General features: G+C 69.8%; 27 protein-coding genes and 1 pseudogene. 26 read left to right on the top strand and 2 right to left on the bottom strand.

The genetic code is table 11. The annotated features are described in order from the left end of the window. Window positions 1–148: 148 nt before the first annotated feature. The 7 genes from ASE63_RS00895 to ASE63_RS00870 all read left to right on the top strand — a co-directional run bounded on the left by ASE63_RS00895 (window position 149) and on the right by ASE63_RS00870 (window position 5307). Window positions 149–553 (top strand): hypothetical protein, encoded by a 405-nt coding sequence (locus ASE63_RS00895; RefSeq protein ID WP_056795110.1) that lies wholly within the window; start codon window positions 149–151, stop codon window positions 551–553. Between the two features lie 43 nt (window positions 554–596). Beyond that, on the top strand, window positions 597–1799 hold the full coding sequence (locus ASE63_RS00890) for a terminase family protein (protein WP_244491261.1): 1203 nt from the start codon (window positions 597–599) through the stop codon (window positions 1797–1799). Window positions 1800–1932: 133 nt separating this feature from the next. After that, window positions 1933–3117 carry a phage portal protein gene (locus ASE63_RS00885; protein WP_082609616.1) on the top strand — a complete coding sequence of 395 codons (1185 nt, stop codon included), beginning with the start codon at window positions 1933–1935 and terminating at the stop codon, window positions 3115–3117. Next, window positions 3114–3314, top strand: coding sequence for a hypothetical protein (locus tag ASE63_RS00880; protein WP_056795107.1), 201 nt, complete (start codon window positions 3114–3116; stop codon window positions 3312–3314). Before ASE63_RS00885 ends, ASE63_RS00880 begins: the two co-directional genes overlap by 4 nt. 56 nt (window positions 3315–3370) lie before the next feature. Continuing rightward, a complete protein-coding gene (locus tag ASE63_RS28690; protein WP_280137429.1) occupies window positions 3371–3505 on the top strand; it encodes a hypothetical protein in 135 nt (44 codons plus the stop codon). Beyond that, on the top strand, window positions 3502–4038 hold the full coding sequence (locus ASE63_RS00875; RefSeq protein WP_056795104.1) for an HK97 family phage prohead protease: 537 nt from the start codon (window positions 3502–3504) through the stop codon (window positions 4036–4038). The genes ASE63_RS28690 and ASE63_RS00875 overlap by 4 nt, the downstream gene beginning before the upstream one ends. Before the next feature lie 24 nt (window positions 4039–4062). Further along, window positions 4063–5307 carry a phage major capsid protein gene (locus ASE63_RS00870; protein WP_056795101.1) on the top strand — a complete coding sequence of 415 codons (1245 nt, stop codon included), beginning with the start codon at window positions 4063–4065 and terminating at the stop codon, window positions 5305–5307. A 54-nt stretch (window positions 5308–5361) separates the two neighbouring features. Here ASE63_RS00870 and ASE63_RS00865 read toward each other — a convergent pair whose 3' ends face one another. Together ASE63_RS00865 and ASE63_RS00860 are read right to left on the bottom strand one after the other, a co-directional pair. Beyond that, window positions 5362–6210, bottom strand: coding sequence for a trypsin-like serine protease (locus ASE63_RS00865; RefSeq protein WP_082609543.1), 849 nt, complete (start codon window positions 6208–6210; stop codon window positions 5362–5364). A 72-nt stretch (window positions 6211–6282) separates the two neighbouring features. Further along, window positions 6283–7056, bottom strand: coding sequence for a trypsin-like serine protease (locus tag ASE63_RS00860; protein WP_056795098.1), 774 nt, complete (start codon window positions 7054–7056; stop codon window positions 6283–6285). 71 nt (window positions 7057–7127) lie between these two features. Here ASE63_RS00860 and ASE63_RS00855 point away from each other — a divergent pair, with 71 nt between their 5' ends. From ASE63_RS00855 to ASE63_RS00765, 19 genes and pseudogenes are all read left to right on the top strand, one after another. Beyond that, window positions 7128–7697, top strand: coding sequence for a hypothetical protein (locus tag ASE63_RS00855; RefSeq protein WP_056795095.1), 570 nt, complete (start codon window positions 7128–7130; stop codon window positions 7695–7697). Between the two features lies 1 nt (window position 7698). Then, window positions 7699–8043, top strand: a complete 345-nt coding sequence (locus ASE63_RS00850) for a phage head closure protein (RefSeq protein WP_056795092.1) — start codon at window positions 7699–7701, stop codon at window positions 8041–8043. Further along, window positions 8040–8450, top strand: a complete 411-nt coding sequence (locus ASE63_RS00845; protein WP_056795088.1) for a DUF3168 domain-containing protein — start codon at window positions 8040–8042, stop codon at window positions 8448–8450. The genes ASE63_RS00850 and ASE63_RS00845 overlap by 4 nt, the downstream gene beginning before the upstream one ends. A 30-nt stretch (window positions 8451–8480) precedes the next feature. Next, complete coding sequence (locus ASE63_RS00840; protein ID WP_056795085.1) at window positions 8481–8891, top strand: phage major tail protein, TP901-1 family; 411 nt, start codon at window positions 8481–8483, stop codon at window positions 8889–8891. Between the two features lie 9 nt (window positions 8892–8900). After that, window positions 8901–9260, top strand: coding sequence for a gene transfer agent family protein (locus tag ASE63_RS00835; RefSeq protein ID WP_056795082.1), 360 nt, complete (start codon window positions 8901–8903; stop codon window positions 9258–9260). Continuing rightward, window positions 9257–9466 carry a phage tail assembly chaperone gene (locus ASE63_RS00830; RefSeq protein WP_056795077.1) on the top strand — a complete coding sequence of 70 codons (210 nt, stop codon included), beginning with the start codon at window positions 9257–9259 and terminating at the stop codon, window positions 9464–9466. The genes ASE63_RS00835 and ASE63_RS00830 overlap by 4 nt, the downstream gene beginning before the upstream one ends. A gap of 38 nt (window positions 9467–9504) precedes the next feature. Continuing rightward, a complete protein-coding gene (locus ASE63_RS00825; protein WP_056795074.1) occupies window positions 9505–10101 on the top strand; it encodes a phage tail tape measure protein in 597 nt (198 codons plus the stop codon). A gap of 12 nt (window positions 10102–10113) precedes the next feature. Beyond that, a complete protein-coding gene (locus ASE63_RS00820) occupies window positions 10114–10755 on the top strand; it encodes a DUF2460 domain-containing protein (protein WP_056795070.1) in 642 nt (213 codons plus the stop codon). A 10-nt stretch (window positions 10756–10765) separates the two neighbouring features. Then, a complete protein-coding gene (locus tag ASE63_RS00815; RefSeq protein WP_056795068.1) occupies window positions 10766–11647 on the top strand; it encodes a DUF2163 domain-containing protein in 882 nt (293 codons plus the stop codon). Beyond that, window positions 11644–12087, top strand: a complete 444-nt coding sequence (locus ASE63_RS00810; RefSeq protein WP_056795065.1) for an NlpC/P60 family protein — start codon at window positions 11644–11646, stop codon at window positions 12085–12087. Before ASE63_RS00815 ends, ASE63_RS00810 begins: the two co-directional genes overlap by 4 nt. Continuing rightward, window positions 12087–16004 carry a glycoside hydrolase TIM-barrel-like domain-containing protein gene (locus tag ASE63_RS00805; protein ID WP_056795063.1) on the top strand — a complete coding sequence of 1306 codons (3918 nt, stop codon included), beginning with the start codon at window positions 12087–12089 and terminating at the stop codon, window positions 16002–16004. The genes ASE63_RS00810 and ASE63_RS00805 overlap by 1 nt, the downstream gene beginning before the upstream one ends. Before the next feature lie 56 nt (window positions 16005–16060). After that, complete coding sequence (locus tag ASE63_RS00800; RefSeq protein WP_056795060.1) at window positions 16061–16381, top strand: hypothetical protein; 321 nt, start codon at window positions 16061–16063, stop codon at window positions 16379–16381. 42 nt (window positions 16382–16423) lie between these two features. Then, the gene (locus ASE63_RS00795; protein WP_056795057.1) at window positions 16424–17092 is read left to right on the top strand and encodes a response regulator transcription factor; all 669 of its coding nucleotides are present in this window, start codon (window positions 16424–16426) and stop codon (window positions 17090–17092) included. A 9-nt stretch (window positions 17093–17101) separates the two neighbouring features. Then, window positions 17102–18475 carry a sensor histidine kinase gene (locus ASE63_RS00790; RefSeq protein ID WP_056795054.1) on the top strand — a complete coding sequence of 458 codons (1374 nt, stop codon included), beginning with the start codon at window positions 17102–17104 and terminating at the stop codon, window positions 18473–18475. A gap of 77 nt (window positions 18476–18552) precedes the next feature. Then, window positions 18553–19656: a c-type cytochrome biogenesis protein CcmI gene (gene ccmI / locus ASE63_RS00785; RefSeq protein WP_056795051.1), complete on the top strand. Its 1104-nt coding sequence runs from the start codon at window positions 18553–18555 to the stop codon at window positions 19654–19656. Then, a complete protein-coding gene (ccmE, locus tag ASE63_RS00780) occupies window positions 19653–20165 on the top strand; it encodes a cytochrome c maturation protein CcmE (protein WP_056795048.1) in 513 nt (170 codons plus the stop codon). The genes ccmI and ccmE overlap by 4 nt, the downstream gene beginning before the upstream one ends. Window positions 20166–20172: 7 nt before the next feature. Continuing rightward, window positions 20173–22155: a heme lyase CcmF/NrfE family subunit gene (locus ASE63_RS00775; protein ID WP_056795046.1), complete on the top strand. Its 1983-nt coding sequence runs from the start codon at window positions 20173–20175 to the stop codon at window positions 22153–22155. A 5-nt stretch (window positions 22156–22160) separates the two neighbouring features. After that, window positions 22161–22640, top strand: a complete 480-nt coding sequence (locus ASE63_RS00770; protein WP_056795043.1) for a cytochrome c-type biogenesis protein — start codon at window positions 22161–22163, stop codon at window positions 22638–22640. 152 nt (window positions 22641–22792) lie between these two features. After that, a pseudogene (locus ASE63_RS00765) lies at window positions 22793–23941 on the top strand (trypsin-like peptidase domain-containing protein); the annotation flags it as partial. Between the last annotated feature and the right edge of the window lie 107 nt (window positions 23942–24048).

The raw sequence follows: 24048 nt of genomic DNA, 5'->3' as shown, positions 1-24048 counted from the left end.
GCTGCGTTGTCGATCATAGGAATTTTATCCTTGACATCGTCACGCTGATCGGCTAGACAACAGGAACGCTCACGAAGTGTGACCAGACGAGCCAAGCCGCCGCGCCCACCAGCCGGCGGCTTTCGCATGTCCGGCACGGGAGAAATCCATGACCGATGACGAAGACGACGCGCCGGCGCTGCCGGTCGCGAAGGGAAAGCGTTTGCCTGTCGGCCGCAAGGCGGTGGTGACGAAGCTCTGGCGCGCCGCCAAGCGCCAGCTCGATGCCCATGAGGCGCGGCTCGACGGGCTGCCGGCCGGCGCTGCTGCGAGCGAGGCCGACGCCAAGGCGCTGGCGGTGCTGGCCCGCACCGTGCGCGAGCTGGTCGCACTGGAAGGGGCGACCGCTACCCGGGAGAACAAGGCGACCGATGATGCCGATCCTGCCGCTGGATTGCGCTACGCCGCCGAGCTTCGAAAGGAGCTTGCACGACGTCTTGATGCGATTGCCGACCGCGAGCTGGGCGAGGCTCATTCCGAAGCATTGCCTCCTGGATCCGGAGTTTCCGCCTGATCTGGTGACGATCCTGGGTGAGCTCTGGGGGCTTTTCGGCCGCATCGACCAGCGCCTGAGTGAGCCGCCGCAGATGCCGATCTGGCTTGTGCTCGGCGGGCGCGGTGCAGGCAAGACGCGCACCGGCGCCGAATGGGTCAAGGGCATGGCGCTGGGCGAGCCACCTTATTCCGATAAGGCGGTCGAGCGCATTGCCCTCGTCGGCGAGACGCAAGGGCAGGTGCGGGACGTGATGATCGAGGGCGTCTCCGGGCTGCTCGCAATCCATAGCAGATGGGAGCGGCCCGATTGGTCGCCGTCGCGGCGGCAGCTGCGCTGGGCCAATGGGGTGATCGCCCAAACCTTCTCGGCCGAGGACCCCGAGGCACTGCGCGGCCCGCAATTCGGTGCCGCCTGGTCCGACGAACTGGCCAAATGGCCGAACCTTCAGGAGTGCTGGGACATGCTGCAATTCGGGCTGCGTCTCGGCGAGCGACCGCGCCAGATCGTGACGACCACGCCGCGCCCGGTGCCCCTGATCAAGCGCCTGCTGGCCGATCCGCAGGTGAAGATTAGCCGGGCGACGACCCATGCCAACCGCCTCCACCTCGCGGCGGAGTTCGTCCGCAGCATCCAGGAAACCTATGGCGGCACGCGGCTCGGCCGGCAGGAGATCGACGGCGAGCTGGTCGAGGAGAGCGCCGATGCGCTCTGGACCCGTGCCATGATCGAGGATTGTCGCGAAGCCGAGGCGCCGGCCCTTGCGCGGATCGTCGTCGCGGTCGATCCGCCGGCATCGTCCTCGCAACGCGCGGATTCCTGCGGCCTGCTCGTCGCCGGCATCGACCGCGACGGCATCGGGCATGTGCTGGAAGACGGCACGGTTTCCGGCGCCCGCCCGCATGAATGGGCGCAGAAGGCCGTCGCGCTCCACCGGCGCTTCGAGGCCGATGCGCTCGTCGTGGAGGTCAACCAGGGCGGCGAGATGGCGACCTCCGTCATCCGCGAGGTCGATCCGGGCGTGCCGGTGACGGCGGTCAGGGCGACGCGGGGCAAATATCTCAGGGCCGAGCCGGTGGCTGCACTCTATGCGCAGGGGAGGGTGCGCCATGCAGGCGCCTTCCCGGCGCTGGAAGACGAGATGTGCGATTTCGGGCCGGGCGGGCTGAGTTCCGGCCGCTCGCCCGACCGGCTCGATGCGCTGGTCTGGGCCCTGACCCATCTGATGCTTGGCCCGAAGGCCCGGCCGCGGGTGAGGGGGATTTAGACACGTCATTCTCGGACGAAGCGAAGCGCAGACCCGAGAACCTCAGGACGAGAATGCACTGGTTTCAAAGATGGTCGGGTCACGCCCGACCATGACGGCCCAGCGAACACGACGCCTCAACAGCGAGACAACCATGCTCAATCTTCTACGCCACCTGCGCGGCCTCGCCGCGCCGGAACGCAAGCGCTCGCGCGTCGGGCCGCTGATCGCGCTGCACGAGGCCGGGCGGGCTGTTTGGACGCCGCGCGACTATGCGGCGCTGGCCCGCGAGGGCTATGAGCGCAACCCGGTCGTGCATCGCTGCGTCCGCCTGATCGCGGAGGCCGCGGCGCAGACGCCGCTTATAGCCAAGGTCGGCGCGCGGGAGATGCCGGAGCATCCGGCGCTCGCTCTGATCGACCGGCCCAATCCGCGCCAGGGCGGCATCGCCTTCCGCGAGATGCTGTTCGGCCACCTGCTGGTCGCCGGCAACGCCTATGTCGAGGCGGCCAGTGCCGGCCGCGAGCCGCGCGAACTCTATGCGCTGCGGCCGGACCGGATGCGGATCGTGCCCGGCCGCGACGGCTGGCCGGAGGCTTATGACTACACTGTCGGCGGCGAGACGATCCGCTTCCGGCAGGACGAGGGCGGCGTCCCGCCGATCCTGCACCTGACCCTCTTTCATCCGGTCGACGACCATTACGGCCTGTCGCCGATCGAGGCGGCGGCCTGCTCGCTCGACATCCACAACGCCGCCAGCGCCTGGCACAAGGCCCTGCTCGACAATGCTGCGAGGCCTTCCGGCGCGCTGGTCTATGACGGGCCGGACGGGGCGAGCCTCAGCGACGCCCAGTTCGAGCGGCTGAAGCAGGAGCTGGAGGACGGTTTCCAGGGCGCGCGCAATGCCGGCCGGCCGCTCCTGCTCGAAGGCGGGCTCGACTGGAAGCCGCTCTCGCTGACCCCGGCCGAGCTCGACTTCGTCGCCGCCAAGGGAGTGGCCGCGCGCGAGATCGCGCTCGCATTCGGCGTACCGCCGCTACTGCTCGGCCTGCCGGGCGACAATACCCACGCGAATTTCGTCGAGGCGAACCGCGCCTTTTGGCGCCAGACCGCGATCCCGCTGGTGCGGCGGACCGCGCAGTCGCTGGCGCAATGGCTCGGGCCCGCCTTCGGCGACGATCTCACGCTCGAGCCCGACCTCGACGCCATCGAGGCGCTGTCCGAGGAGCGGGAATCGCTTTGGCGCCGGCTCTCGGCCGCGGGCTTCCTCAGCGAGGACGAGAAACGCGAGGCGGTCGGCTATGGCCGCGCCCCCACAGGCGGAGGAGGGATCTCATGAACCTGCTCGAACAGATCGTCGGCGCCTTCATCGGCCGCGCCGATGTCGGCCATCTCGGCCTGCTGCTCTGGGCGGCCTGCGCCTCCGGCTTCGCCCATTTCGTGCTGCGCGAACTCACTGCGGCCAATCGGCGCTTAGACGAATTCGTGCGCGAACTCAATCGCTTCAACGCCCGCCATGAGGGGGACCAGACATGACGCGTTCCGGAGAGAAGAAGCCGTCTTCGCCATCCGGCGGGACCGGGCGAGCGCAAATGCCGAAGCCGCCGCGCGGCGCGGCTCAGGCGGAGACCTTCGGCCGCTTCGTCCGCAACCTCGCAAGGCTGGAGGGCGGCGCCGGCCACAGCGCCAAGGCCGGGACGGAGCGGGGCGCGGAGGGCGGCCGATGAGAGTTGCTCCATCGAACGGCCCCTTTGCGCGCGAAGCCAAGTTCCTGGCCCTGCCGCCGGCGCATGTCAGGCCCGACGGCCAGTTCGAGGGCTATGCCAGCCTCTTCGGCATCGCCGATCTCGGCAAGGACCTCGTCGAGCCCGGCGCTTTCCGCGAGAGCCTCGCCCGGCGCGGCCCGGCCGGCGTCAAGCTGCTCTGGCAGCACGATCCGGCCGAGCCGATCGGCCGCTGGATCGCGCTCGGAGAGGATGGCCGCGGGCTCTTCGTGCGCGGCCAGCTCTCGCTGGCGGTGGCGCGGGCCCGCGAAATCCACGCCCTGATGCGGGAAGGCGCGATCGACGGACTCTCGATCGGATTCCGCTCCGAAAAGGCGCGCACGGAGCCGCGCAGCGGCCTGCGCCGGCTCGAGCGCATCGACCTCTGGGAAATCTCGATCGTCACCTTCCCGATGCTGCCACAAGCCCGCGTCTCCGCCGTGAAGGCGCTGTGCGGTGCGCCGAGCTGCGCCCAACCCGCCTTCGCCCCGCTTTGAAACCGACCCACCCGAGGAAAGACCATGACCATTGCGAACCACGCTCCCGAGACCAAGGCGGCCGGTGCCGACCTGTCGCTGGCCTTCGACGACCTGCGCTACACGCTGGAAAGCTATCGCGTCAGCAATGACGAAAGGCTGGCCGAGATCGAGACCCGCCGCGGCGTCGACCCGCTGACCGAGGAGAAGATGGCGCGGATGGATGCCGCGCTCGACGATGCGATGCGCCGCATCGACCGCCTGACGCTCGATCGCAGCCGGCCGGCGCTCGGCCGCGACGAGCCGCGTGATGCGCTGGTCGGCGAGCACAAGGCCGCCTTCGCCGCCTATATCCGCAGCGGCGAAGCCGGCGGCCTGAAGCGGCTCGAGGGCAAGGCGCTGTCTGCCGGCTCGGGGCCGGATGGCGGCTATCTCGCGCCGTCCGGCGTCGAGAGCGAGATCCTGCGCCGCCTGGCGACGGTCTCGCCGATCCGCGCCATCGCGACCGTCAGGACGATCTCCTCCGGGACCTACAAGAAGGCCTACTCCACCACCGGCCCCGCGGCGGGCTGGGTCGCGGAGGCGGCGGCCCGTCCGCAGACCGGCTCGCCGACGCTGGCCGAGCTCTCCTTCCCGGCGATGGAGCTCTACGCCATGCCGGCGGCGACGCAGACCCTGCTCGACGACGCCATCGTCAATATCGACCAGTGGATCGCCGAGGAGGTCGAGAGCGCCTTCGCCGAGCAGGAGGGCGCTGCCTTCGTCAACGGCGACGGTGTCGACAAGCCGAAGGGCTTCCTGGCCTATCCGAATGTCGCGGATGCGAGCTGGAGCTGGGGCAATATCGGGGTGCTCAACACCGGTGTCGCCGGCGCCTTCGCGGCCTCGCACCCCTCCGACATCCTGGTCGATCTGGTCTATGCGCTGAAGGCCGGTTATCGCCAGAACGCGTCCTTCGTGATGAACCGCAAGACGCAAGGGCTGATCCGCAAGTTCAAGGACACGGCTGGCCAGTATCTCTGGCAGCCCCCGGCCTCGGTCGGCGCGCCCGCGACGCTACTCGGCTTCCCGGTCGTCGAGGCGGAGGACATGCCCGCCATCGCCAACAACGCGGTCTCGGTCGCCTTCGGCGACTTCCGGCGCGGCTATCTGGTGGTCGACCGGGCGGGCGTGCGCATCCTGCGCGATCCCTACTCCGCCAAGCCGCATGTGCTGTTCTACACGACCAAGCGCGTCGGCGGCGGCGTGCAGGACTTTGCCGCGATCAAGGGCCTGAAATTCGCCGTGTGAGCTGCGCGGCTTGGCCTGATCGACGCGGCAGGACGGGGCGGTCTCGCCCTGTCCTCAGCGCGAGAACCACCAGCTATAGCCTGCGGGCGGCGGCGGTTCCGGCTGCGCGAAGGGGCGTGGATTGGGGCCCATCGCCAGCAGCTGCGCCGCGGCCTCGCTGATCCAGCTGCGGTATTCGCTGACCGGAGTGATCGCGGTGAAACCGCCGCAGATGCGACGGGCACGCGTGTTCAGCGGGCCGCTTGACCAGCTGACGATGCCGACGAGGTCCCGCGAGCGCACGTCGCCGCGCAGCACGGGCCCGCCGGAATCGCCGCGGCAGGCGCCGGCGCCCGGCTTCTCGCCGCGCGCCTCGATATCGACCGCGACCTTGACCGTGTTCTGCGTGGTGTAGTTGCCGGCATTGACCAGCTTGGTCTCGCGCAGGCGCCGCGCGGTCTTCTTGTTGTCTTCCACGGAGAGGCCGAAGCCGGCCATGGTCACCGTTTCGCCCTGCCAGAGCCCGCCGCCGAGCGTGACCGGCTCAAGGTCGGACGGCAGCGGCGCGGAGAGGCGCAGCATGGCGAGATCGGCACCGGGCTGGGTGCGCGGCGTGGTGCCGGGCACGAAGGTCGGGTGCGGCAGCACCGCGATGACGGCGTGCCGGCGCGTGCGGAAGCGCGGATCGAGGCTGACCACGCTGACCGAGCCGCCGCCCATCAGGCAATGCGCGGCGGTCAGGACCAGTTCCGGCGCGATGACGGCGCCCGAGCAGAGCTCGCCCCGGCTGGTCTCGACACGCAAGGTCGAGGCCCGCGCCCCGCGCACGTCCTGCGAGGCCATGCCGCCGATGACGGCAACCGCAGGCGACGCGCCCATGACAAGGCCGGCGGCGAGAAGGAAGGCGAATGCGCGAGATTTCATGATGCGAACCAACTGCACGGACTTGACCCAATCTATGAGCTGTTGCGCTGCAGTCCAGTTTTTAAGTCGGCGTCAGTTTCGCCAGGACGCGGCCTCGCCCCATTTCGAGAGTGTGCCGTCGATCCAGCCGCGCTGTGGCGCGACCAGAACGCCCTGGCTCAAGAGGCCGCAGCTCTTGCCGGCTGGCCCGGTCGACCAACTGGTGACGGCGACGACGCCGCCATCGCCGCCGGTCATCGGGCCACCGGAATCGCCCTGGCAGGCGCCCATGCCGGGGCGCTTGCCGGCGCCTGCCGGGTCGGCGGCCCAAAGCAGGATCCGGCCCGGACCATAGGGCTCGACGGCCGTGAGGGCCGCGGAGCGATAGACGCCGGTGCTGCGGGCCTCGCCTTCGCGCGATACGCCATAGCCGGCCAGCGCAATCGCAGCTCCAGCCCGGGGCGGCTCACCGCCGACCAGCGCCGCCGGCGTGAAGCGGGCCGGCAGCGGCTCGGCGAGGCGCAGTAGTGCGAGATCGATCGAGCGCCGGCGCGAGGCCACGGCATCGGCCTTGAACTCGGGATGGAGCACCACGGCGGCCGGTGCGAACAGCACGGGCTCGCCTGAGCCGTCCTTCCAGTGGATGCGCAGGTCGGTGCCGCCTGACGCGCAATGGGCGGCGGTCAGGATTGCCCGTGCCGACAGCACGATCCCGGTGCAGACCCCGCCGCGCGCGTTGAGGACCATCAGCGTCGAGCCGGCGGCTGGTCCGCCCTCGCGGCCACCGACGACCGCCGAGGCAGGCCCTGCCGTCAATGCCAGGCCGCAGGCGAGCCCGGCGGCGGCAACCAGATTTCCGACGCGCATCGGCGCTCCTCCGTGAGGGAAGGGCTGATAGCGCGTCGTCCCGCGAAATTGAACCCCAGACCGGAGCGACCATGACGCCGCTTGCCCTGACACCGCCGGCCGAGGAGCCGGTTTCGCTTGCTGAGGCGCGAGGCTTCCTGCGCCTCGACCAGACGGCCGAGGACGAATTGCTCGGCACGTTGATCACCGCTGCCCGGCTGATGATCGAGGCCTTTTCCGGGCGGCTTCTCGTCGATCAGGCCTGGCGCATCGTCATCGATCGCTGGCCCGATGGCGGCGAGATACGCCTGCCGCTCTCGCCGGTCAGCGCCATCACCGCCGCCCGGGTCTACGACCTGCTCGGCGAGGCGCAGCCGGTCGCGGCCGGCGCCTTGCAACTTGACCCCGTCGCCGATCCGCCGGTCCTGCGGGTGGTGGGCGAGGTGCCCGAGATCGGACGGTCGCGCGGCGCGATCGAGATCGATCTCGTCGCCGGCTATGGCGCGACGGCGGCTGCGGTGCCGGCCCTGCTGCGGCAGGCGGTGCTGCGGCTGGCCGCCCGCTGGTTCGAGCGGCGCGGCGACGTCGTCGGTCAGGACGCCCAGGCGCTGCCGCCCGAGATCCTGACACTGATCGCGCCTTTCCGCCGTGTGAGGCTCTGAGATGGCGGCGTCAGCTCGGCAGGACGGCCCCGTCGGCGCGTTGCGCCTTCGGCTGCTGCTGGAGGCTCCCGTCGCGACGCCCGACGGGCTCGGCGGTGCGACCGTCAGCCATGAGACCGTCGCGGCGGTCTGGGCCCAGGTCGAGTGGCTCTCGGGCGGCGAGCATTGGCGCCGTGGCAGGCCCGAGCAGATCGCGACGCATCGGATCACGATGCGCTGGCGGGCAGGCGTCGATGCCGGCCAGCGCCTGCGCGACGGGGAGCGCGTCTTCGATATCCGCGCGGTGTTCGATCCGGACGGCAGCCGGCGCCGGCTGGTCTGCCTGGTTCAGGAGGTCTCGCCGTGACCGCGCCGGTCGTCGCCCTGCGCGCCGCGATCCAGGCGCGTCTGCAGGAGGACGCGGCCCTGACCGCCGTGATCGGTCCCGGTCGCATCCATGACGAGGCACCCCGCGCCATGCGGGGCCTCTACATCGTCCATGGCGATGTCTATGCGCGCGACTGGTCGACCGGCAGCGACAGCGGCTGCGAGCAGGATCTCGGCCTCGCCGTCTGGGCCGGCGAAAGCGGTTCCGCGCGCCAGGCACTCGAGGCTGCGGCGCTCGTCGTGGCGGCGCTCGACGATGTGCCGCTCGCGCCGGCCGGTCACCGACTGGTGAACCTGCGCTGGCGCTCCAGCCGGCTGGCGCGCGACGGCGTGACCGGGCTCGCCTGCGTCACGCTGCGCTTCCGCGCCGTGACCGAAAACCTCTGATCACTGCAACGCTCGACAAGGAGAGGCCGGATGTCGGCACAGAAGGGCAAGGATCTGCTGCTCAAGGCGGCGGATGGGGATGGCGCGTTCGTTACGGTCGCGGGCCTGCGTGCGAGGCAAATCGCCTTCAACGCCGAGACCGTCGACGTCACCCACGCGGAATCCGCCGGTCGCTGGCGGGAATTGCTGGCCGGCGCGGGCATGCGACGCGCCGCGATCAGCGGCGCCGGCATCTTCAAGGACGAGGCCTCCGACGCCCTGGTGCGGCAGCTCTTCTTCGACGGTGCGATCCGCGATTGGCAGGTGATCGTGCCTGATTTCGGCACGGTGACCGGGCCGTTCCAGCTCGCGAGCCTCGAATATCGCGGCGACCATGCCGGCGAGGTCACCTTCGACCTTTCGCTCGAATCCGCGGGCCAGCTCGCCTTCACGGCGCTCTGAGGGCCGGCCATGATCAATCGCTATCGTGGCGACACGGCCCTGATGGTCGAGGGTGAGGCGCTGCCGATGCGCCTGACGCTCGGCGCTCTCGCCGAACTGGAACAGGCCTTCAGCGTCGACAGCCTGCCCGCGCTGGGAGAGCGCTTCGCTGGTGGGAGGCTCTCGGCCCGCGACGTGACGCGCATCCTAGCGGCCGGGCTGCGCGGTGCCGGGAGTAGCCTTAGCGAGCATGAGGTTGCGGCATTGGCCTTCGATGGCGGCCTGACCGGCGCGATCTCCGCCGCGATCCGCCTGCTCGACGCGACCTTCGGCGAGCCCGCCGGGGAAAACCGAGACACTCCGCGCCCTCCGCAGCCGCCGGCGGGCTGACCCCGTCGGCGGCTGCCACTCCCTTTCCCTGGCGTGAGGTCATGGCTTTCGGGCTCGGCCGGCTCGCCTGGCCGCCCGGCGTTTTCTGGGCGGCGACGCCTCGCGAGATCGCTGCCGCGCTGCAGGCTTTCCATCCCGCTGGCTCCGACCGCGCGCCTGCTCGCGACGCGCTGAGAGCCCTGATGGCGGCCCATCCCGACGCCTGACCGGGCACGATTCTTCGACTTCAACCGAAAGGCCGGCCATGTCCGAGGACGACATCGATTTTTCATCCCGCCTCTCCGAGCTGCGGACGCTCAGCACGCTGACGCAAAATCTCGGCAAATCGGCCGACAGCTTCGGCCGGTCGATGACCAACGCCTTCGCGAGGGGCATTGTCGACGGCAAGCGCTTCGAGGACGTGCTGCGTAGCGTCGGCCGTTCGATGACCGACAGCCTGTTGAAGACGGCGCTGAAGCCGTTGCAGACAGGGGTGTCGAGCCTGCTCGGCAGTGGCGCTAAGAGCCTGACGGGGCTGTTCGGCGGAGGACTCGGACTGGGCGGCGGTGGCGGCACCGTGCCGGTCGCGCCCTTCGCGGACGGCGGTGTCATCGCCTCGCCGGCCTATTTCCCGCTGGGCCGGGGCCTCGGGCTGATGGGAGAGCGCGGCGCGGAAGCGATCCTGCCGCTGTCGCGCGGGGCCGATGGACGGCTGGGCGTACGCTCGTCCGGCGAGGCGCGCCGGCCGCTCAGCGTGGTCGTCCAGGTCGCGACGCCCGACGCCGACAGCTTCCGCCGTTCCGAGGCGCAGGTCTCTGCCGCCATCGCACGCGCCGTGGCGCGTGGCAGCCGCGCGCTCTGAGGGGCAGGTGCCATGACCGATTTCCACGAGATCCGCTTCCCCACCGACATCGCCCGTGGCTCGCGCGGCGGGCCGGAGCGTCTGACGCAGATCGTGACGCTGGCCTCGGGCCGCGAGGTCCGCAACAGCCGATGGGCCCATTCCCGCCGCCGCTACGATGCCGGGATCGGCATCCGCACGCTGGATGCGCTGGCGGCGGTCGTCGCCTTCTTCGAGGAGCGGCGCGGGCGCCTCTACGGCTTCCGCTGGCGCGACCGGCTGGACTGGAAAAGCTGTCCGCCCTCGCAGACACCCACTGCCACCGACCAGCCGCTCGGCACCGGCGATGGCGTCACCGCGACCTTCCAGCTCTGCAAGCACTATGGCACGGGTAGCGCGGTCTATCGCCGGCCGATCGCGAAACCCTTGCCCGGAGAGGTGATGGTCGCGGTCGATGGCGTCGCGATCACCGATCCCGGGCATGTCGCCTGCGACGCCACCACCGGTCTCGTCAGCTTCGCTGCCGGCCATGTCCCGGGACCGGGGGCGGCGGTGACTGCCGGCTTCCTGTTCGACGTGCCCGTGCGCTTCGACATCGACGCGATCGAGGTCGATCTCTCGGCCTTCGAGGCCGGCGAAATCCCAAAAATCCCGATCGTCGAGATCCTGCCCTGAGGCTTATCCCATGCGCGCCATCCCTTCCGCACTGCAAGACCATCTCGACCAGAATGCGACCACGCTCTGTCGCTGCTGGAGCCTGACTCGCCGCGACGGCGTCGTGCTCGGCTTCACGGACCACGACCTGCCGCTCACCTTCGACGGCATCGTTTTCGCGGCGGCGACCGGCCTCGAGGCGGCCGAGACGGCGGCCGAGCTCGGCTTCGCTATCGGTGGCGGTGAGGTCGCGGGCGCCTTCGCCGCGACCGGGCTGAACGAGGCCGACCTGACCCGCTGCCTCTATGACGATGTGCGGGTCTCGGTCTGGCTGGTGAACTGGGCAGAGGTCTCGCAGCGCCTGCTGCTCGAAACCGGCTTCGTCGGTGAGATCAGGCGCGGCGATCTCGGCTTCACGGCCGAGGTGAGGGGGCTCGCCAAGGCCTTCGACGAGGAGCGTGGCCGGCTCTACATGCGCTCCTGCTCGGCCGATCTCGGCGATGCGCGCTGCGGCGTGGGACTTTCTGCCGTGGCTGGAAACGTGGCCGCGAGCGACGGCCGCCTCGGCCTGACCGCAGCGGCGCTCGCCGGCTTTGCGGACGGGCACTTCACCGGCGGCCGGCTCGTCTTCACTGGTGGCGGGAATGTCGGCTTCGCGACCGAGGTGAAGCGCCATGCCGCTGCCGGAGGAGCGGGCGCGCTGCAGCTCTGGCAGGCTCCGCCGGCCGCGATCGCCCCCGGCGACACCTTCACCGTCTCGCCCGGCTGCGACAAAAGCTTCGCCACCTGCCGGGCAAAGTTCGGCAACGGTAGCAATTTCCGCGGCTTTCCGCATATCCCCGGCAACGATTTCATCATCGGCGGTGTCCGGCTTGGCGATGGCGGTCTCGACGGCGGGAGCCTGTTTCGATGAGCGCCGCTGTCTCGCGGGCCGACATCGTCGAGGCGGCGCGCGGCTGGCTCGGCACGCCCTATCACCATCAGGCCTCGCTGCGCGGCGTCGGTTGCGACTGCCTCGGGCTGGTGCGCGGCATCTGGCGCGAACTCTACGGCGCCGAGCCCGAAATCCCGCCACCCTATTCGCGAAGCTGGGCGGAGAGCCTCGGGGCGGAAACGCTCGCCGCCGCCGCCATGCGCCATCTTCAGCCGGTCGCCTGCGGGGCGGCGCGGCCGGGCGACGTGCTGCTGTTTCGGTGGCGGGATCATCTCCCGGCCAAGCACTGCGCCATCCTGAGCGCGCCCGACCGCATCCTGCATGCCCATGACGGCGCCGAGGTCAGCGAGGTCGCGTTCTCGCCCTGGTGGCGGCGGCATCTGAGCCATGCCTTTTCCTTTCCGGAGATCACCGACTGATGGCGACGCTTCTGCTTCAGGTGGCCGGCAATGCGCTCGGCTCGGCGCTGGGTGGCCCGGTCGGCGCCGTGATAGGCCAGGCCGTCGGCGGGGTCGCCGGCGCCATGATCGACCAGTCCCTGCTCGGCGGCGCAGGCGGAAAACGCACCGTCGAGGGGCCGCGCCTCACCGAGATCGACGGGCTCGCTTCGAGCGAGGGCGCTGCGATCCCGCGCGTCTATGGCCGTGCCCGCATCGGCGGCCAGCTGATCTGGGCAACGCGGTTCGAGGAGGAGATCAGAGTCTCCGTTACGCGCACCAAGAGCGGCGGCAAAGGCAGCCCGAGCAAGAAAACCGTCGAGACGACCTATGCCTACTACGCCAATCTCGCGATCGGCCTGTGCGAGGGCAGGCTCGCCTTCGTCCGCCGCATCTGGGTCGATGGCCGCGAACTCGATGTCAGCACCGTTACCATGCGCGTGCATGACGGCGGCGAGGCGCAGGAGCCCGACCCGCTGATCGCTGCCAAGGAGGGCGGGGCGGCCCCGGCCTATCGCGGCCTCGCCTATGTCGTGTTCGAGCGCTTTCCGCTGGCCGACTACGGCAACCGCGTGCCGCAATTCGCCTTCGAGGTCGTCTGCCCGGTGGATGGACTTTGCCGGATGATCCGGGCCGTGACCCTGATCCCGGGCGCGAGCGAGTTCGTCTACGAGACCCGCGCCGTCAGCCACGAGCCCGAACCGGGGATCAGCGAGAGCTTGAGCCGCCATCAGCTCTATGGTGGCGCCGATGTCGATACGGCGCTCGCCCATCTGACCGCGCTTTGCCCCGGTCTGCGTCGTGTCTCGCTCGTCGTCTCCTGGTTCGGCGACGATCTGCGGGCTGGCGAATGCACGCTCGCGCCGCGCGTCGAGATCGCCCAAAAGCCGACGGTCGGAGCCGAATGGTCGGTCGCGGGGCTAACCCGCCCGTCCGCGCGTGTCGTCAGCCATGTCGAGGGTCGACCGGCCTTCGGCGGCACGCCCTCCGACGAGAGCGTGATCCGCCTGATCCGCCGGCTGCGCGAGGATTACGGCCTCGAAGTCGTGCTCTATCCCTTCCTGATGATGGACATCCCGGCCGGCAACACATTGCCGGATCCTGCTACCGGCGTCCCCAGCCAGCCGCGCTACCCCTGGCGCGGGCGCATCACCTGCGATCCCGCGCCGGGACACCCCGGCACGGTCGATGGCACGGCCGCTGCGGATGCGCAGCTCGCGACCTTCCTTGGCACGGTCGGGGCGGCCGACATGTCGGCCGAGGGCGGGCAGGTCGCCTGCGCTGAGCCCGATCAATGGAGCTACAGCCGCTTCGTCATGCACCACGCCATGCTGGCGCAGCTCGCCGGCGGCGTGGATGGCTTCGTCATCGGCTCGGAGCTCGTCGGGCTTGCGCAGCTGCGCGGCGCGGCCGGCTATCCGATGGCTGCGGTGCTTTCCGGCCTTGCCGAAGAGGTCAAGGCGCTGCTGCCCGCCGCGACGCTGACCTATGCCGCTGACTGGACCGAATACGGCGCCCATGTCCGCAATGGCGGGCAGGATGTCGCCTTCCCGCTCGATCCGCTCTGGGCCTCGCCGGCGATCGGCGCGATCGGCATCGACTTCTACCCGCCGCTCTCCGACTGGCGCGACACCGCCGGCCATGCCGACGAGGCGGTCGCGAACGGCCCAAGCGATCTCGGCTATCTGCGCGCCCGGCTGAACTCCGGCGAGGCTCATGACTGGTACTATGCCGATGCCGCCGCGCGTCAGGCCCAGGCGCGGCTGCCGATCACCGACGGCGCCTATGGCAAGCCCTGGATCTACCGGCCCAAGGACCTCGTCGGCTGGTGGAGCAACCCGCATGTCGAGCGCGTCGACGGCGTCGAGACGGCGGCCACTGCCTTCGTGCCGGGCGCCAAGCCGATCTGGCTGACCGAGATCGGCGTGCCGGCGGTCGACAAGGGCGCGAATGCGCCGCATGTCTTTCCCGACGCAAAGTCGGCCGAGGGCGGCTATCCGCATTTCTCCAGCGGCGCGCGCGACGATCTGGTTCAGGCGCGCGGGCTGGAAGCGATCATCTCGGGCTTCGACCCTGCGCGCCACGGTTTCGACGCGGTGCGCAATCCGGTGCACCCCGCCACCGGCATCCGCATGGTCGATCCGGCCAATATCTTCGTCTGGAGCTATGATGCACGGCCGTTCCCAGCTTTCCCCGACCTCGGCGGCGTCTGGGCGGACGGCGCGAGCTACGATACCGGCCATTGGCTGAACGGCCGGATCGAGGGCGCGCCGGTAGACCGGCTGCTGCGGCGCGTTCTCGCCGATTTCGGCCTGCCCGATGCCGACGAGATCGTCGTCGACGGCTTCGTCGACGGCTACGTCCTGGATCGCCCGATGTCGGCGCGGCAGGCGCTCGAGCCGCTCGGTCAGGCCTTCGGTTTCGACGCGACGATGTCCTCGGGCAGGCTGCGCTTCCATGGCCGCGCCGGTTCCGTCGCGCGCCGTCTCGGCGAGGACGATCTCGTTCTCGATCGCGATGGCCGCCCCTTCGAGCTGCGCCGGATGCAGGAGAGCGAATTGCCGCTCGAATTGCGGCTCGGCTTCTGCGACGGCGAAAACGATTATCGCGCGTCGGCTGCCCGCTCGCGTCGGCTGGCGGGTGCGGCGCGCCGTGAGGTCGGTGTCGAGACGGCGATCGTCACAAGGCCCGCGGAAGGGCAGCGCCTGGCCGACCAGCGCCTGCAGGAGGTCTGGGCCGGCCGCGAGACGCTGCAACTGGAACTTTCGCCGCGCTGCCTCGATCTGGAGCCGGGTGATGTCGTAGCCCTCCCTGTGGACGGGGCAGAGCGTCTCTTTCGCCTCACCCGGATCGATGACGGGCCGACCCGCAGGGCGAGCGCACGCGCCGTCGAGCCGGCGGCCTATCGTAGCAGCGGCGTACCGGGCCTGCCCCGGCCGCCGCGACCCGCTCCGGCATTGCCGGGCAGGCCGCTGGTCGTCCCGCTTGCGCTGCCGATCGTGCTCACCCAACCGCCGCCGCTGCTGTCGCTTGCGGCCTTCGCGTCGCCCTGGCCCGGAGCGCTTGGCGTGTGGCAGGCCGACGATGCCGGCCAGTTCGAGCTGCTGCGCCTGATCGAGGCGCCCTCGATCGTCGGCGAGACGTTGACGGCCCTGTTGCCCGGCCCGACCTGGCGGACCGATCGCGATGCCATCCTGGATGTCAGGCTGCGCGGCGGTATCCTGTCCTCGGTTTCGCCCGAGGCCGCGCTCGCCGGTGCCAACGCTCTGGCGCTGCTCGAAGAGGCCGGGACGGCGGAAATCGTGACCGTCTCCAATGTCGAGCTGATCGGGCCGCGACTCTTCCGACTATCGGGTCTTCTGCGCGGAATCGGCGGTTCGGAAGCTGCTGCCGGGCGCAGCCTGCCGGCCGGCTCGCGGGTCGTGGTCCTCGATGGCGCCGCCGTCGCGCTGACCAGCGATCTCGCCGAGCTGGGCCGGGAGCGGCGCTATCGCATCGGCCCGATACAGCGCGACCCCGCCGATCCTTCAATGGCGGAGATCACGGCTGCGGCCGGTACCGCCCCGCTTCTGCCCATGGCACCGGTGCATCCCAGGGCGCGGCGCATGGCAGATGGCATCGAAATCGCTTGGATCAGGCGCACGCGCGTGGACGGCGATTCCTGGGACCTGGCCGAGGTGCCGCTCGGCGAAGAGACGGAACTCTACGAGATCGCGATTCGCGATGGCGATACTGAATTGCGGCGGGAGCGAATCGGCAAGCCTGCCTGGACCTATCCCGCCGACCTCGAACTGGCTGATTTCGGCCTGCCCCAGCCCGAGATCGAAATCGTGATTGCCCAGATCAGCGCCGTGGTGGGGCGCGGGTCCGAATGGCGTGGACGCCTGCCGGTGTGCTGACATAGTCTGATGTCTAGCAACATTCATGGCGCGTTCACGCGTGCGGGATTAGCCGAATGTCCATGATGCTCGTCGAATCCGCTCTAGCCTTGGCCCTGCTGGCGGCACCGCTGCCGATCGTGCAGATCGACAGCCAGGAGCCGATTTCCTGCCTGTCGCCGGACGAGACCCGCGATGCCGTCGCGGAAGGGCGTGTCATCCAGCCGGTGCAGGCCTCCCGCCATGCTCGCCACGCCGCACCGGGCGAGGTCGTCCGCATCCGGCTTTGCAGACAGGGCGAGGACTATGTTTATGTGGTGACGACGCTGAAGCGCGACGGACGCGTCGCCCGCGTGACGCTCGAAGGCCAGTCGGGCAAGGTTGCGACGATCCGCTGACCTTCATCCGCCTCCGCTCGATCCCAGAAGGAGCTGCCCGCCGTGAGACTGCTCGTCGTCGAGGACGACAAGGACCTTAACCGCCAGATCGTCACCGCGCTGGAGAATGCCGGCTACGCCGTCGATAAGGCATTCGACGGCGAGGAGGGACTCTATCTCGGTGAAACGGAGCCTTATGACGCGGTGATTCTCGATCTCGGCCTGCCGAAGGTCGATGGCGTCTCCGTGCTGCAGGGCTGGCGCCGCGCCGGCAAGACCATGCCGGTGCTGATCCTCACCGCGCGCGACCGCTGGAGCGACAAGGTCGGCGGCTTCGACGCCGGTGCCGACGACTATGTCACCAAGCCCTTCCATGTCGAGGAACTGCTGGCGCGGGTGCGGGCGCTGCTGCGCCGGGCTGCCGGCCATGCCACCTCAGAGCTCGTCTGCGGCCCCGTCAGGCTCGATACGCGTGCGAGCCGCGTCGTGGTGGACGGCAACCCCGTGAAGCTGACCTCGCACGAATACCGGCTGCTGGCCTATCTGATGCACCATCAGGGCCGCGTCGTCTCGCGCACCGAGCTGGTCGAGCATCTCTACGACCAGGATTTCGACCGCGATTCCAACACGATCGAGGTTTTCGTCGGCCGCCTGCGCAAGAAGCTCGGCGTCGAGGTCATCGAGACCGTCCGGGGTCTGGGCTATATCGCAGCCGCGCCGGAGAAGGTCTGATCGCCGACGATGCCGTTCAGGTCGCATCGCTATTCGCTGGGCGCGCGGCTCTTCATCTCGGCGGCGATCTGCTGCGCGTTGGTGCTGATGCTGGCCGGCACCGGCCTGACGACCTTCTATCGGCGCTCGGCCGAGCGCGGCTTCGACGAGCGCCTGAGCGTCTACATCAAGGAGCTGATCGCCGATCTGGCGGCTCCGCCCGAGACAGAGCGACAGGCCCTCGGCGACCTCGGCGAGCCGCGCTTCGACCTGCCGCTGTCGGGCTGGTACTGGCAGATCATCCGGCTCGACGGCGAACGCCCGACCATCCGCGCCTCGCGCTCGCTCGTCGGCGGCCAGTTGCCGAAGCTGCTGGACCAGGCGATCGCGCCGAATCCGCGCGGCCTGCGCGAAAGCTACATCTCCGGTCCGGACGATCGCTCTCTGCGCATCCTCGAGCGTGAGATCGATGTCGGCGAGGATGGCCGCTTCACGGTCGCGGTCGCAGCCCCATCCGACGAGATTGATGCGGACATCAGGGATTTCCGCCTGGCGCTGACGCTGACCTTCCTGCTGCTCGGCCTCGCGCTCGTCGCCTCCACCATCATCCAGGTCCGTTTCGGCCTGCGCCCGCTGGTGCGCCTCGGCTCCGCTGTCGGCATGGTCCGCACCGGCGAGACGCCGCGCATCGTCGGCCGCTATCCGCCCGACCTTGACCCGCTTGCAGGCGAGCTCAATCAGCTCATCGACGCCAATCACGAGATCCTCGACCGCGCCCGCACGCAGGTTGGCAATCTCGCTCACGCTCTCAAGACGCCGCTCAGTGTCATGCTGAACGAGGCGGAAGCCGCCGACGGCCACCTGTCCCAGACGGTGAAGACTCAAGCGGCGATCATGCGCGACCAGGTCCAGTACTATCTCGACCGCGCGCGGGCGGCGGCGCTGTCGGGAGCTCTCGGCGGCGTCACCGACATCGCCCCCTCTCTCGACGCCCTGATCCGCACCTTCACCAAGATCTCGCAGGGCAGGGGCATCGCCGCCAGCCACGCTGTGCCGGCCCGGGCCCGTTTCCGCGGCGAGAAGCAGGATTTCGAGGAAATGCTCGGAAACCTGCTCGACAACGCCTTCAAATGGGCGGGAGCGACCGTCGAAATCTCATTGGAAGAGTTGGAAGGCACGCCCGGCCGGATCGCCCTGCTGATCGACGATGACGGCCCCGGCCTGCCCGACGAGGCGATGGCCGACGTCCTCAAGCGCGGCCGGCGCCTCGACGAGACCACGCCCGGCTCCGGCCTCGGCCTGTCCATCGTCGTCGATCTCGCCAAGCTCTACGGCGGCGAGCTCTCGCTGCAACGCTCCCCGCTCGGAGGCTTGCGAGCGCGCCTCGAACTGCCTTCCGTCTGAGCCATGGCGACCCTGCGTGACCCTTTGTCGCCATCTTCGGACATGAAGCCGAGCCCGTCTTTGGCTATGAACGCCCCATGCTGATCTGGATCATCTTCGCGGTCATGACGGGCGCGGCGGTCTTCGCGCTGCTCTGGCCTCTTGGCCATGGCCGCGAGGCGGCCTTCGCTGATGCCGCCGACGCGGCGAGCCTGTACCGCGCCCAGCTTGGGGAGATCGATCGGGATCTCGCCCGCAAGCTGATCGCGCCGGCCGAGGCTGAGGCCGCGCGTGCGGAAGCCGCGCGGCGCCTGCTGCGCGCCTCGGGCAAGGATGCCGGGCCGGCGGGCGAAACCGAGTCCTCCCTGCGTCGCCGCCGCGCCAGCTCGGCGCTGGCCCTGTCCTGCGTGCCGCTGCTCGCGCTGCTGGTCTATGGCGCCTATGGCTCTCCGGGCAGCCCGGACCAGCCGCTGGCCGCCCGGCTGCAGGCCGACCCCGCCCGCCAGGATTTCGCCCTGGCGCTTGCGCGCATCGAAACCCATCTCGCGACGAATCCGTCGGATGCGAAGGGCTGGTCTGTCATTGCTCCCGTCTATATGCGGCAGGGCCGCTTCGACGACGCCGCCAACGCCTTCGCCGCAGTGATTCGCCATGGGGCGGCGAGCGCCGAGGCTCATGCCGGGCTCGGCGAAGCGCGCACGCTCGCAGCCGGTGGCGTCGTCACGGCCGAGGCCCGCCAGAGCATGACCGAGGCGCTCCGCCTCGATCCGAAGAATGCGCGGGCCCGCTTCTTCCTGGCCATCGGCAAGGAGCAGGACGGCGATATGGACGGTGCCGTCACGGATCTGCGTGCCCTGCTCGGTGATGGCGCGGCCGATGCCCCCTGGGCGCAGGCCGTTCGCCAGCGCCTCGAGCGGCTGGGCGCCGAATCCGCCGGCAGCGCCATCGCGGCCTTGCCTGCGGCCGACCGACAGGCGGCGATCCGCGCCATGGTCGACGGACTGGCCGAGCGCCTCAAGGCCGGCGGCGGCAATCTGGCGGAGTGGACGCGCCTGATCCGTTCGCAGGCCGTGCTCGACGACAAGGCGGCTGCCCGGGGTGCGCTGACGACGGCGCGCGAGCGCCTGGCGCAGGATGCTCCCGCGCTGGCACAGCTCGATGCGCTGGAAAGCGAACTCTCGCTGAAGGAGACCGCGCCATGACGGTTGCCGAGCAAACACGCCCCGTCGCCATCCGGCGACGCTCGACGCGCAAGCAGCGGCGGCTCGTGATGATCGGCGCTGCCGGCGCCCTGCTTTGCGTCGCGGCTGGATTGGTGCTCTTCGCCCTGCGCGACACGATTGTCTTCTTCTACGGCCCGACGGAGATCGTCGAAAAGGGGATCGCCCCGGGCACGCGCATGCGCGTCGGCGGGCTGGTCGAGGAAGGCTCGTTGGTGCGCGGGCCGGGCCAGCGGATCGTCTTCTCGGTCACCGACAGCCGCACTGCGATCAAGGTCAGCTATGATGGGCTGCTGCCCGATCTCTTTCGCGAGGGGCAGGGCGTCGTGACCGAAGGCGTGTTCCAGGGCGCGGGCCAGTTCCAGGCCGATTCCGTCCTCGCCAAACATGACGAGACCTATATGCCACGCGAGGTCGCCGACGCATTGAAGAAGCAGGGGCACTGGCAGCCCGACAGCACCGGCGCGACCGCGCCGAAGCCGACTCAGTGAGGCCCGCATGATCGTCGAGATCGGTCATTTCGCGCTCGCCCTCGCCCTCGGCGTCGCCGTCGTCCAGGCGCTGGTCCCGCTCTGGGGCGTGGCGCGCCACGACAAGGTGCTGGCCGGTGTCGGCCCGGCGGCGGCAGTAACCTGCTTCCTGCTGGTGGCGCTGTCCTTCGCGGCGCTGGTCTTCTCTTATGTTCGCTCCGATTTCTCGGTCGAGAACGTCGTCGCCAACTCCCATTCGACGCAGCCGCTGATCTACAAATTCACCTCCGTCTGGGGCAATCACGAAGGCTCCATGCTGCTTTGGGTGCTGATCCTGACGCTGTTCGGCGCCCTGGTCGCATTGTCGCGGCGCTCGCTGCCGGTCCGGCTTCGCGCCGGTACGCTGGCCGCCCAGGGGTTGGTCACCGTCGCCTTCCTGGCCTTCACCTTGCTGACCTCGAACCCGTTCCGGCGGATGGTGCCGGCTCCGGCCGACGGGCAGGACCTCAACCCGATCCTGCAGGACCTCGGTCTCGCGATCCATCCGCCGCTGCTCTACGTCGGCTATGTCGGCTTCTCGATCACCTATGCCTTTGCCGTCGCGGCGCTGATCGACGGGCGGATCGATGCTGTCTGGGCCCGAGCCGTCAGGCCTTGGACGCTGCTCGCCTGGGTCTTTCTGACGCTCGGCATCGCGATGGGCTCCTACTGGGCCTATTACGAGCTCGGCTGGGGCGGCTGGTGGTTCTGGGACCCGGTCGAGAACGCCTCGCTGATGCCCTGGCTCGCCGGCACGGCGCTGATCCACTCCACCGTGGTGATGGAGAAGCGCGACGCGCTCAAGGTCTGGACGATCCTGCTCGCGATCCTGACCTTCTCGCTCTCGCTGCTCGGCACCTTCATCGTCCGCTCCGGCGTGCTGACCTCGGTGCACTCCTTCGCCACCGACCCTCAGCGCGGGCTCTTCATCCTCGGAATCCTCATCATCTTCGTCGGCGGGTCGCTCGCCCTCTTCGCCTGGCGCGCGCCGCTCCTGCGGCAGGGCGGCCTCTTCGCCCCTGTGTCGCGGGAAGGCGCGCTCGTCGTCAACAACGTCTTCATCGCCACAGCCTGTGCCACCGTCTTCGTCGGCACGCTCTACCCGCTACTGCTGGAGATGGTGACCGGCGACAAGATCTCGGTCGGCCCGCCCTTCTTCAACGCGACCTTCGTGCCGCTCTTCGTGCCGCTGCTGCTGATCCTGCCTCTGGGCCAGTCGCTGGCGTGGAAGCGCGGCGACCTGCTCGGCGCTGCGCAGCGCAACGCCGCGGCCTTCGGCATCGGCATCGTCGTCGCGCTGGGCACCATCGCCCTGACGCGAGGCGGCCCCGTGGTCGCGCCCCTCGGCATCGGGCTCGGCGTCTTCCTCGTGGCGGCCGCGTTCTTCGATCTGGGCGAGCGCATCTTCAGGCGCGCGAGCGGCTGGCCGGCGATGTTCTCGCGGGCGAAGGGCCTGCCGCGCTCGGCCTGGGGCGCGGCTTTCGCCCATGCCGGCGTCGGCCTCAGCGTCATCGGTATCGCCGCTCAGGCCTGGAGCACGGAGGCGATTGGCGTCCTGAAGCCGGGCGAGCGCATCACCAGCGGCCGCTACACGGTGGTGCTGGAATCGATGCTGCCGCGCAGCGGGCCGAATTTCAGGGCCGAGGTGGCGCGCTTCCAGCTCTTCGCCGACAACCGCGAACTCGGGGTCATGGAGGCGGCCAAGCGGGTGTACACCGCCCGCGCGATGCCGACGACGGAAGCCGGCATTCGCTCCCACGGGCTGAGCCAGGCCTATGTCAGCCTCGGCGAGCCGGAGGGCAATGGCTCGATCGCCGTGCGGCTCTACGACAAGCCGCTGATCCTGCTGATCTGGATCGGCTCGATCGTGATGTCCTTCGGCGGCGCGCTCGCGCTGACCGACCGGCGCTTCCGGCTGGCCGCACCGAAACGCGCCGCGCCGGCTGGCGCCGCCGCGCTGCCGGCGGAGTGATCGCGATGGCTGCGCGCGCCACCTCCCGCATCCTGCTGGCGCTGATGCTCGGCCTAGCCGCCGCTGGCCCGGCCGCCGCCGTGCAGCCCGGCGAAATCCTACCCGACGCGGCGATGGAGCGCCGCGCCCGCGCGATCTCCGCCGAGCTGCGCTGCCTGGTCTGCCAGAACCAGTCGATCGACGATTCCGATGCGCCGCTCGCCAAGGATCTGCGTGTGCTGGTGCGCGAGCGCCTCGTGGCCGGCGACAGCGACGTTGCAGTGCGCGATTTCGTCGTGGCGCGCTATGGCGATTTCGTGTTGCTGCGGCCGCCCTTCGACACCCGCACCGTGCTGCTCTGGGCCTCGCCCTTCCTGATCCTGCTCACGGCATTGGCTTTCATGTGGCGCCGGGGCAGGGCGATGGCGGCGCCGGCGAGCGCCGCGCCGCTCACCGAGGACGAGCGCCGGCGGGTTGAGCGGCTGCTGGACGACGGCACGCCCTGAGCCGACCTTCAAGGCGCGCGGTCCCTTGTGCTCCGGCCCCTTGGTCATCTTACGAAAACGTCATCTTCGGGCGAAATCCGGGTAAGGCGCGCGGCGTCATGGTCCTCGTCACGAGCAGGGAAGGCCCTGCCGAAGATTTCGAGGTTTCCACGATGAACACCACCAAGACGAATTCGAGGTCGATCCTGAAGCGCGGCGCGCTGCTCGCCGGCGCCGCGACCCTCGGCATCGGCCTTGCGGCCGGCCTCGCCGATGGCGCGCTGAAGTTCGACCACCCCGCTTTCGCCCAGCCGATCCAGCTCTCGGGCGTCCAGCCGCAGCTACCCTCCTTCGCCGACATGGTCGACAAGGTGAAGCCCGCCGTCGTCTCCGTCCGCGTCAAGCAGAAGGTCGCCGGCGAGCTCGATGACGACCAGGGCAGCCTGGACGATCTCCCGCCCGGCCTGCGCCGCTTCTTCGAGAACCAGCAGGGCCAGCAGCGCGGCATGCGCCCCGACCGGCCGCGCCCGCCGCAGGCAATGTCGCAGGGCTCTGGCTTCTTCGTCAGCCAGGACGGCTATGTGGTGACGAACAACCACGTCGTCGACAAGGCGTCCGAGGTGCAGCTCGTTACCGATGACGGCAAGACGCTGAACGCCAAGGTCGTCGGTACCGATCCGCGCACCGATCTCGCCCTGCTGAAGGTCACCGAAAGCGGCAACTATCCCTTCGTCCAGCTTGCCGGTGGCAAGCCCCGGATCGGCGAGTGGGTGCTGGCGGTCGGCAACCCCTTCGGTCTCGGCGGCACGGTCACGGCCGGCATCGTCTCGGCCCTTGGTCGCGATATCGGCTCCGGTCCCTATGATGACTTCCTGCAGATCGACGCTGCGGTGAACCGCGGCAACTCGGGTGGTCCGACCTTCAACCAGAAGGGTGAGGTCGTCGGCGTCAACACCGCGATCTTCTCGCCCTCGGGCGGCAATGTCGGCATCGCCTTCGCCGTTCCCGCCTCGACGGTCGAGCATGTCGTCGACCAACTCAAGAAGGACGGCAGGGTCTCGCGCGGCTTCATCGGTGTGCAGATCCAGCCGGTGACCGGCGAGGTCGCCGCCGCGATCGGCCTGAAGGATGCTCACGGCGCGCTGGTTGCCGCAGCAGAGCGGGACGGTCCGGCCGCCAAGGCGGGCATCAAGCGCGGTGACACCATCCTCGCTGTGAACGGCGAGCAGGTGAAGGATGCGCGCGACCTCTCGCGCAAGATCGCCGGTTTCGCGCCGGGCACCAAGACCAAGCTCACGGTCTGGCGCGACGGTCAGGAGCGCGAGCTCAGCTTCGAGGTCGGCCGCCAGCCGGCGGCCTGACGGGGGAGGCTCGCCACTCCTGGCAGTCAGTCGCCCCCCGCTGGGAGACGAGCCTTCACCGCGGCAGG

This window comes from Allobosea sp. Root381 (genome assembly GCF_001429395.1).
Lineage (GTDB): Bacteria > Pseudomonadota > Alphaproteobacteria > Rhizobiales > Beijerinckiaceae > Allobosea.
Note: the sequence above shows the minus strand (reverse complement) of the source record. Positions and strands in the feature narration are given on the sequence as shown.

What these genes read in the sequence shown, in the direction of transcription:
- ASE63_RS00825 (WP_056795074.1), top strand. Translation starts at nt 9,505, where the DNA reads ATGTCCGAGGACGACATCGATTTTTCATCCCGCCTCTCCGAGCTGCGG.
- ASE63_RS00835 (WP_056795082.1), top strand. Translation starts at nt 8,901, where the DNA reads ATGATCAATCGCTATCGTGGCGACACGGCCCTGATGGTCGAGGGTGAG.
- ASE63_RS28690 (WP_280137429.1), top strand. Translation starts at nt 3,371, where the DNA reads ATGCCGAAGCCGCCGCGCGGCGCGGCTCAGGCGGAGACCTTCGGCCGC.
- ASE63_RS00860 (WP_056795098.1), bottom strand. Translation starts at nt 7,056, where the DNA reads ATGCGCGTCGGAAATCTGGTTGCCGCCGCCGGGCTCGCCTGCGGCCTG.
- ccmI (WP_056795051.1), top strand. Translation starts at nt 18,553, where the DNA reads ATGCTGATCTGGATCATCTTCGCGGTCATGACGGGCGCGGCGGTCTTC.
- ASE63_RS00775 (WP_056795046.1), top strand. Translation starts at nt 20,173, where the DNA reads ATGATCGTCGAGATCGGTCATTTCGCGCTCGCCCTCGCCCTCGGCGTC.
- ASE63_RS00815 (WP_056795068.1), top strand. Translation starts at nt 10,766, where the DNA reads ATGCGCGCCATCCCTTCCGCACTGCAAGACCATCTCGACCAGAATGCG.
- ASE63_RS00850 (WP_056795092.1), top strand. Translation starts at nt 7,699, where the DNA reads ATGGCGGCGTCAGCTCGGCAGGACGGCCCCGTCGGCGCGTTGCGCCTT.
- ASE63_RS00865 (WP_082609543.1), bottom strand. Translation starts at nt 6,210, where the DNA reads ATGAAATCTCGCGCATTCGCCTTCCTTCTCGCCGCCGGCCTTGTCATG.
- ASE63_RS00790 (WP_056795054.1), top strand. Translation starts at nt 17,102, where the DNA reads ATGCCGTTCAGGTCGCATCGCTATTCGCTGGGCGCGCGGCTCTTCATC.
- ASE63_RS00885 (WP_082609616.1), top strand. Translation starts at nt 1,933, where the DNA reads ATGCTCAATCTTCTACGCCACCTGCGCGGCCTCGCCGCGCCGGAACGC.
- ASE63_RS00895 (WP_056795110.1), top strand. Translation starts at nt 149, where the DNA reads ATGACCGATGACGAAGACGACGCGCCGGCGCTGCCGGTCGCGAAGGGA.
- ASE63_RS00875 (WP_056795104.1), top strand. Translation starts at nt 3,502, where the DNA reads ATGAGAGTTGCTCCATCGAACGGCCCCTTTGCGCGCGAAGCCAAGTTC.
- ASE63_RS00840 (WP_056795085.1), top strand. Translation starts at nt 8,481, where the DNA reads ATGTCGGCACAGAAGGGCAAGGATCTGCTGCTCAAGGCGGCGGATGGG.
- ccmE (WP_056795048.1), top strand. Translation starts at nt 19,653, where the DNA reads ATGACGGTTGCCGAGCAAACACGCCCCGTCGCCATCCGGCGACGCTCG.
- ASE63_RS00805 (WP_056795063.1), top strand. Translation starts at nt 12,087, where the DNA reads ATGGCGACGCTTCTGCTTCAGGTGGCCGGCAATGCGCTCGGCTCGGCG.
- ASE63_RS00855 (WP_056795095.1), top strand. Translation starts at nt 7,128, where the DNA reads ATGACGCCGCTTGCCCTGACACCGCCGGCCGAGGAGCCGGTTTCGCTT.
- ASE63_RS00800 (WP_056795060.1), top strand. Translation starts at nt 16,061, where the DNA reads ATGTCCATGATGCTCGTCGAATCCGCTCTAGCCTTGGCCCTGCTGGCG.
- ASE63_RS00880 (WP_056795107.1), top strand. Translation starts at nt 3,114, where the DNA reads ATGAACCTGCTCGAACAGATCGTCGGCGCCTTCATCGGCCGCGCCGAT.
- ASE63_RS00770 (WP_056795043.1), top strand. Translation starts at nt 22,161, where the DNA reads ATGGCTGCGCGCGCCACCTCCCGCATCCTGCTGGCGCTGATGCTCGGC.
- ASE63_RS00810 (WP_056795065.1), top strand. Translation starts at nt 11,644, where the DNA reads ATGAGCGCCGCTGTCTCGCGGGCCGACATCGTCGAGGCGGCGCGCGGC.
- ASE63_RS00820 (WP_056795070.1), top strand. Translation starts at nt 10,114, where the DNA reads ATGACCGATTTCCACGAGATCCGCTTCCCCACCGACATCGCCCGTGGC.
- ASE63_RS00870 (WP_056795101.1), top strand. Translation starts at nt 4,063, where the DNA reads ATGACCATTGCGAACCACGCTCCCGAGACCAAGGCGGCCGGTGCCGAC.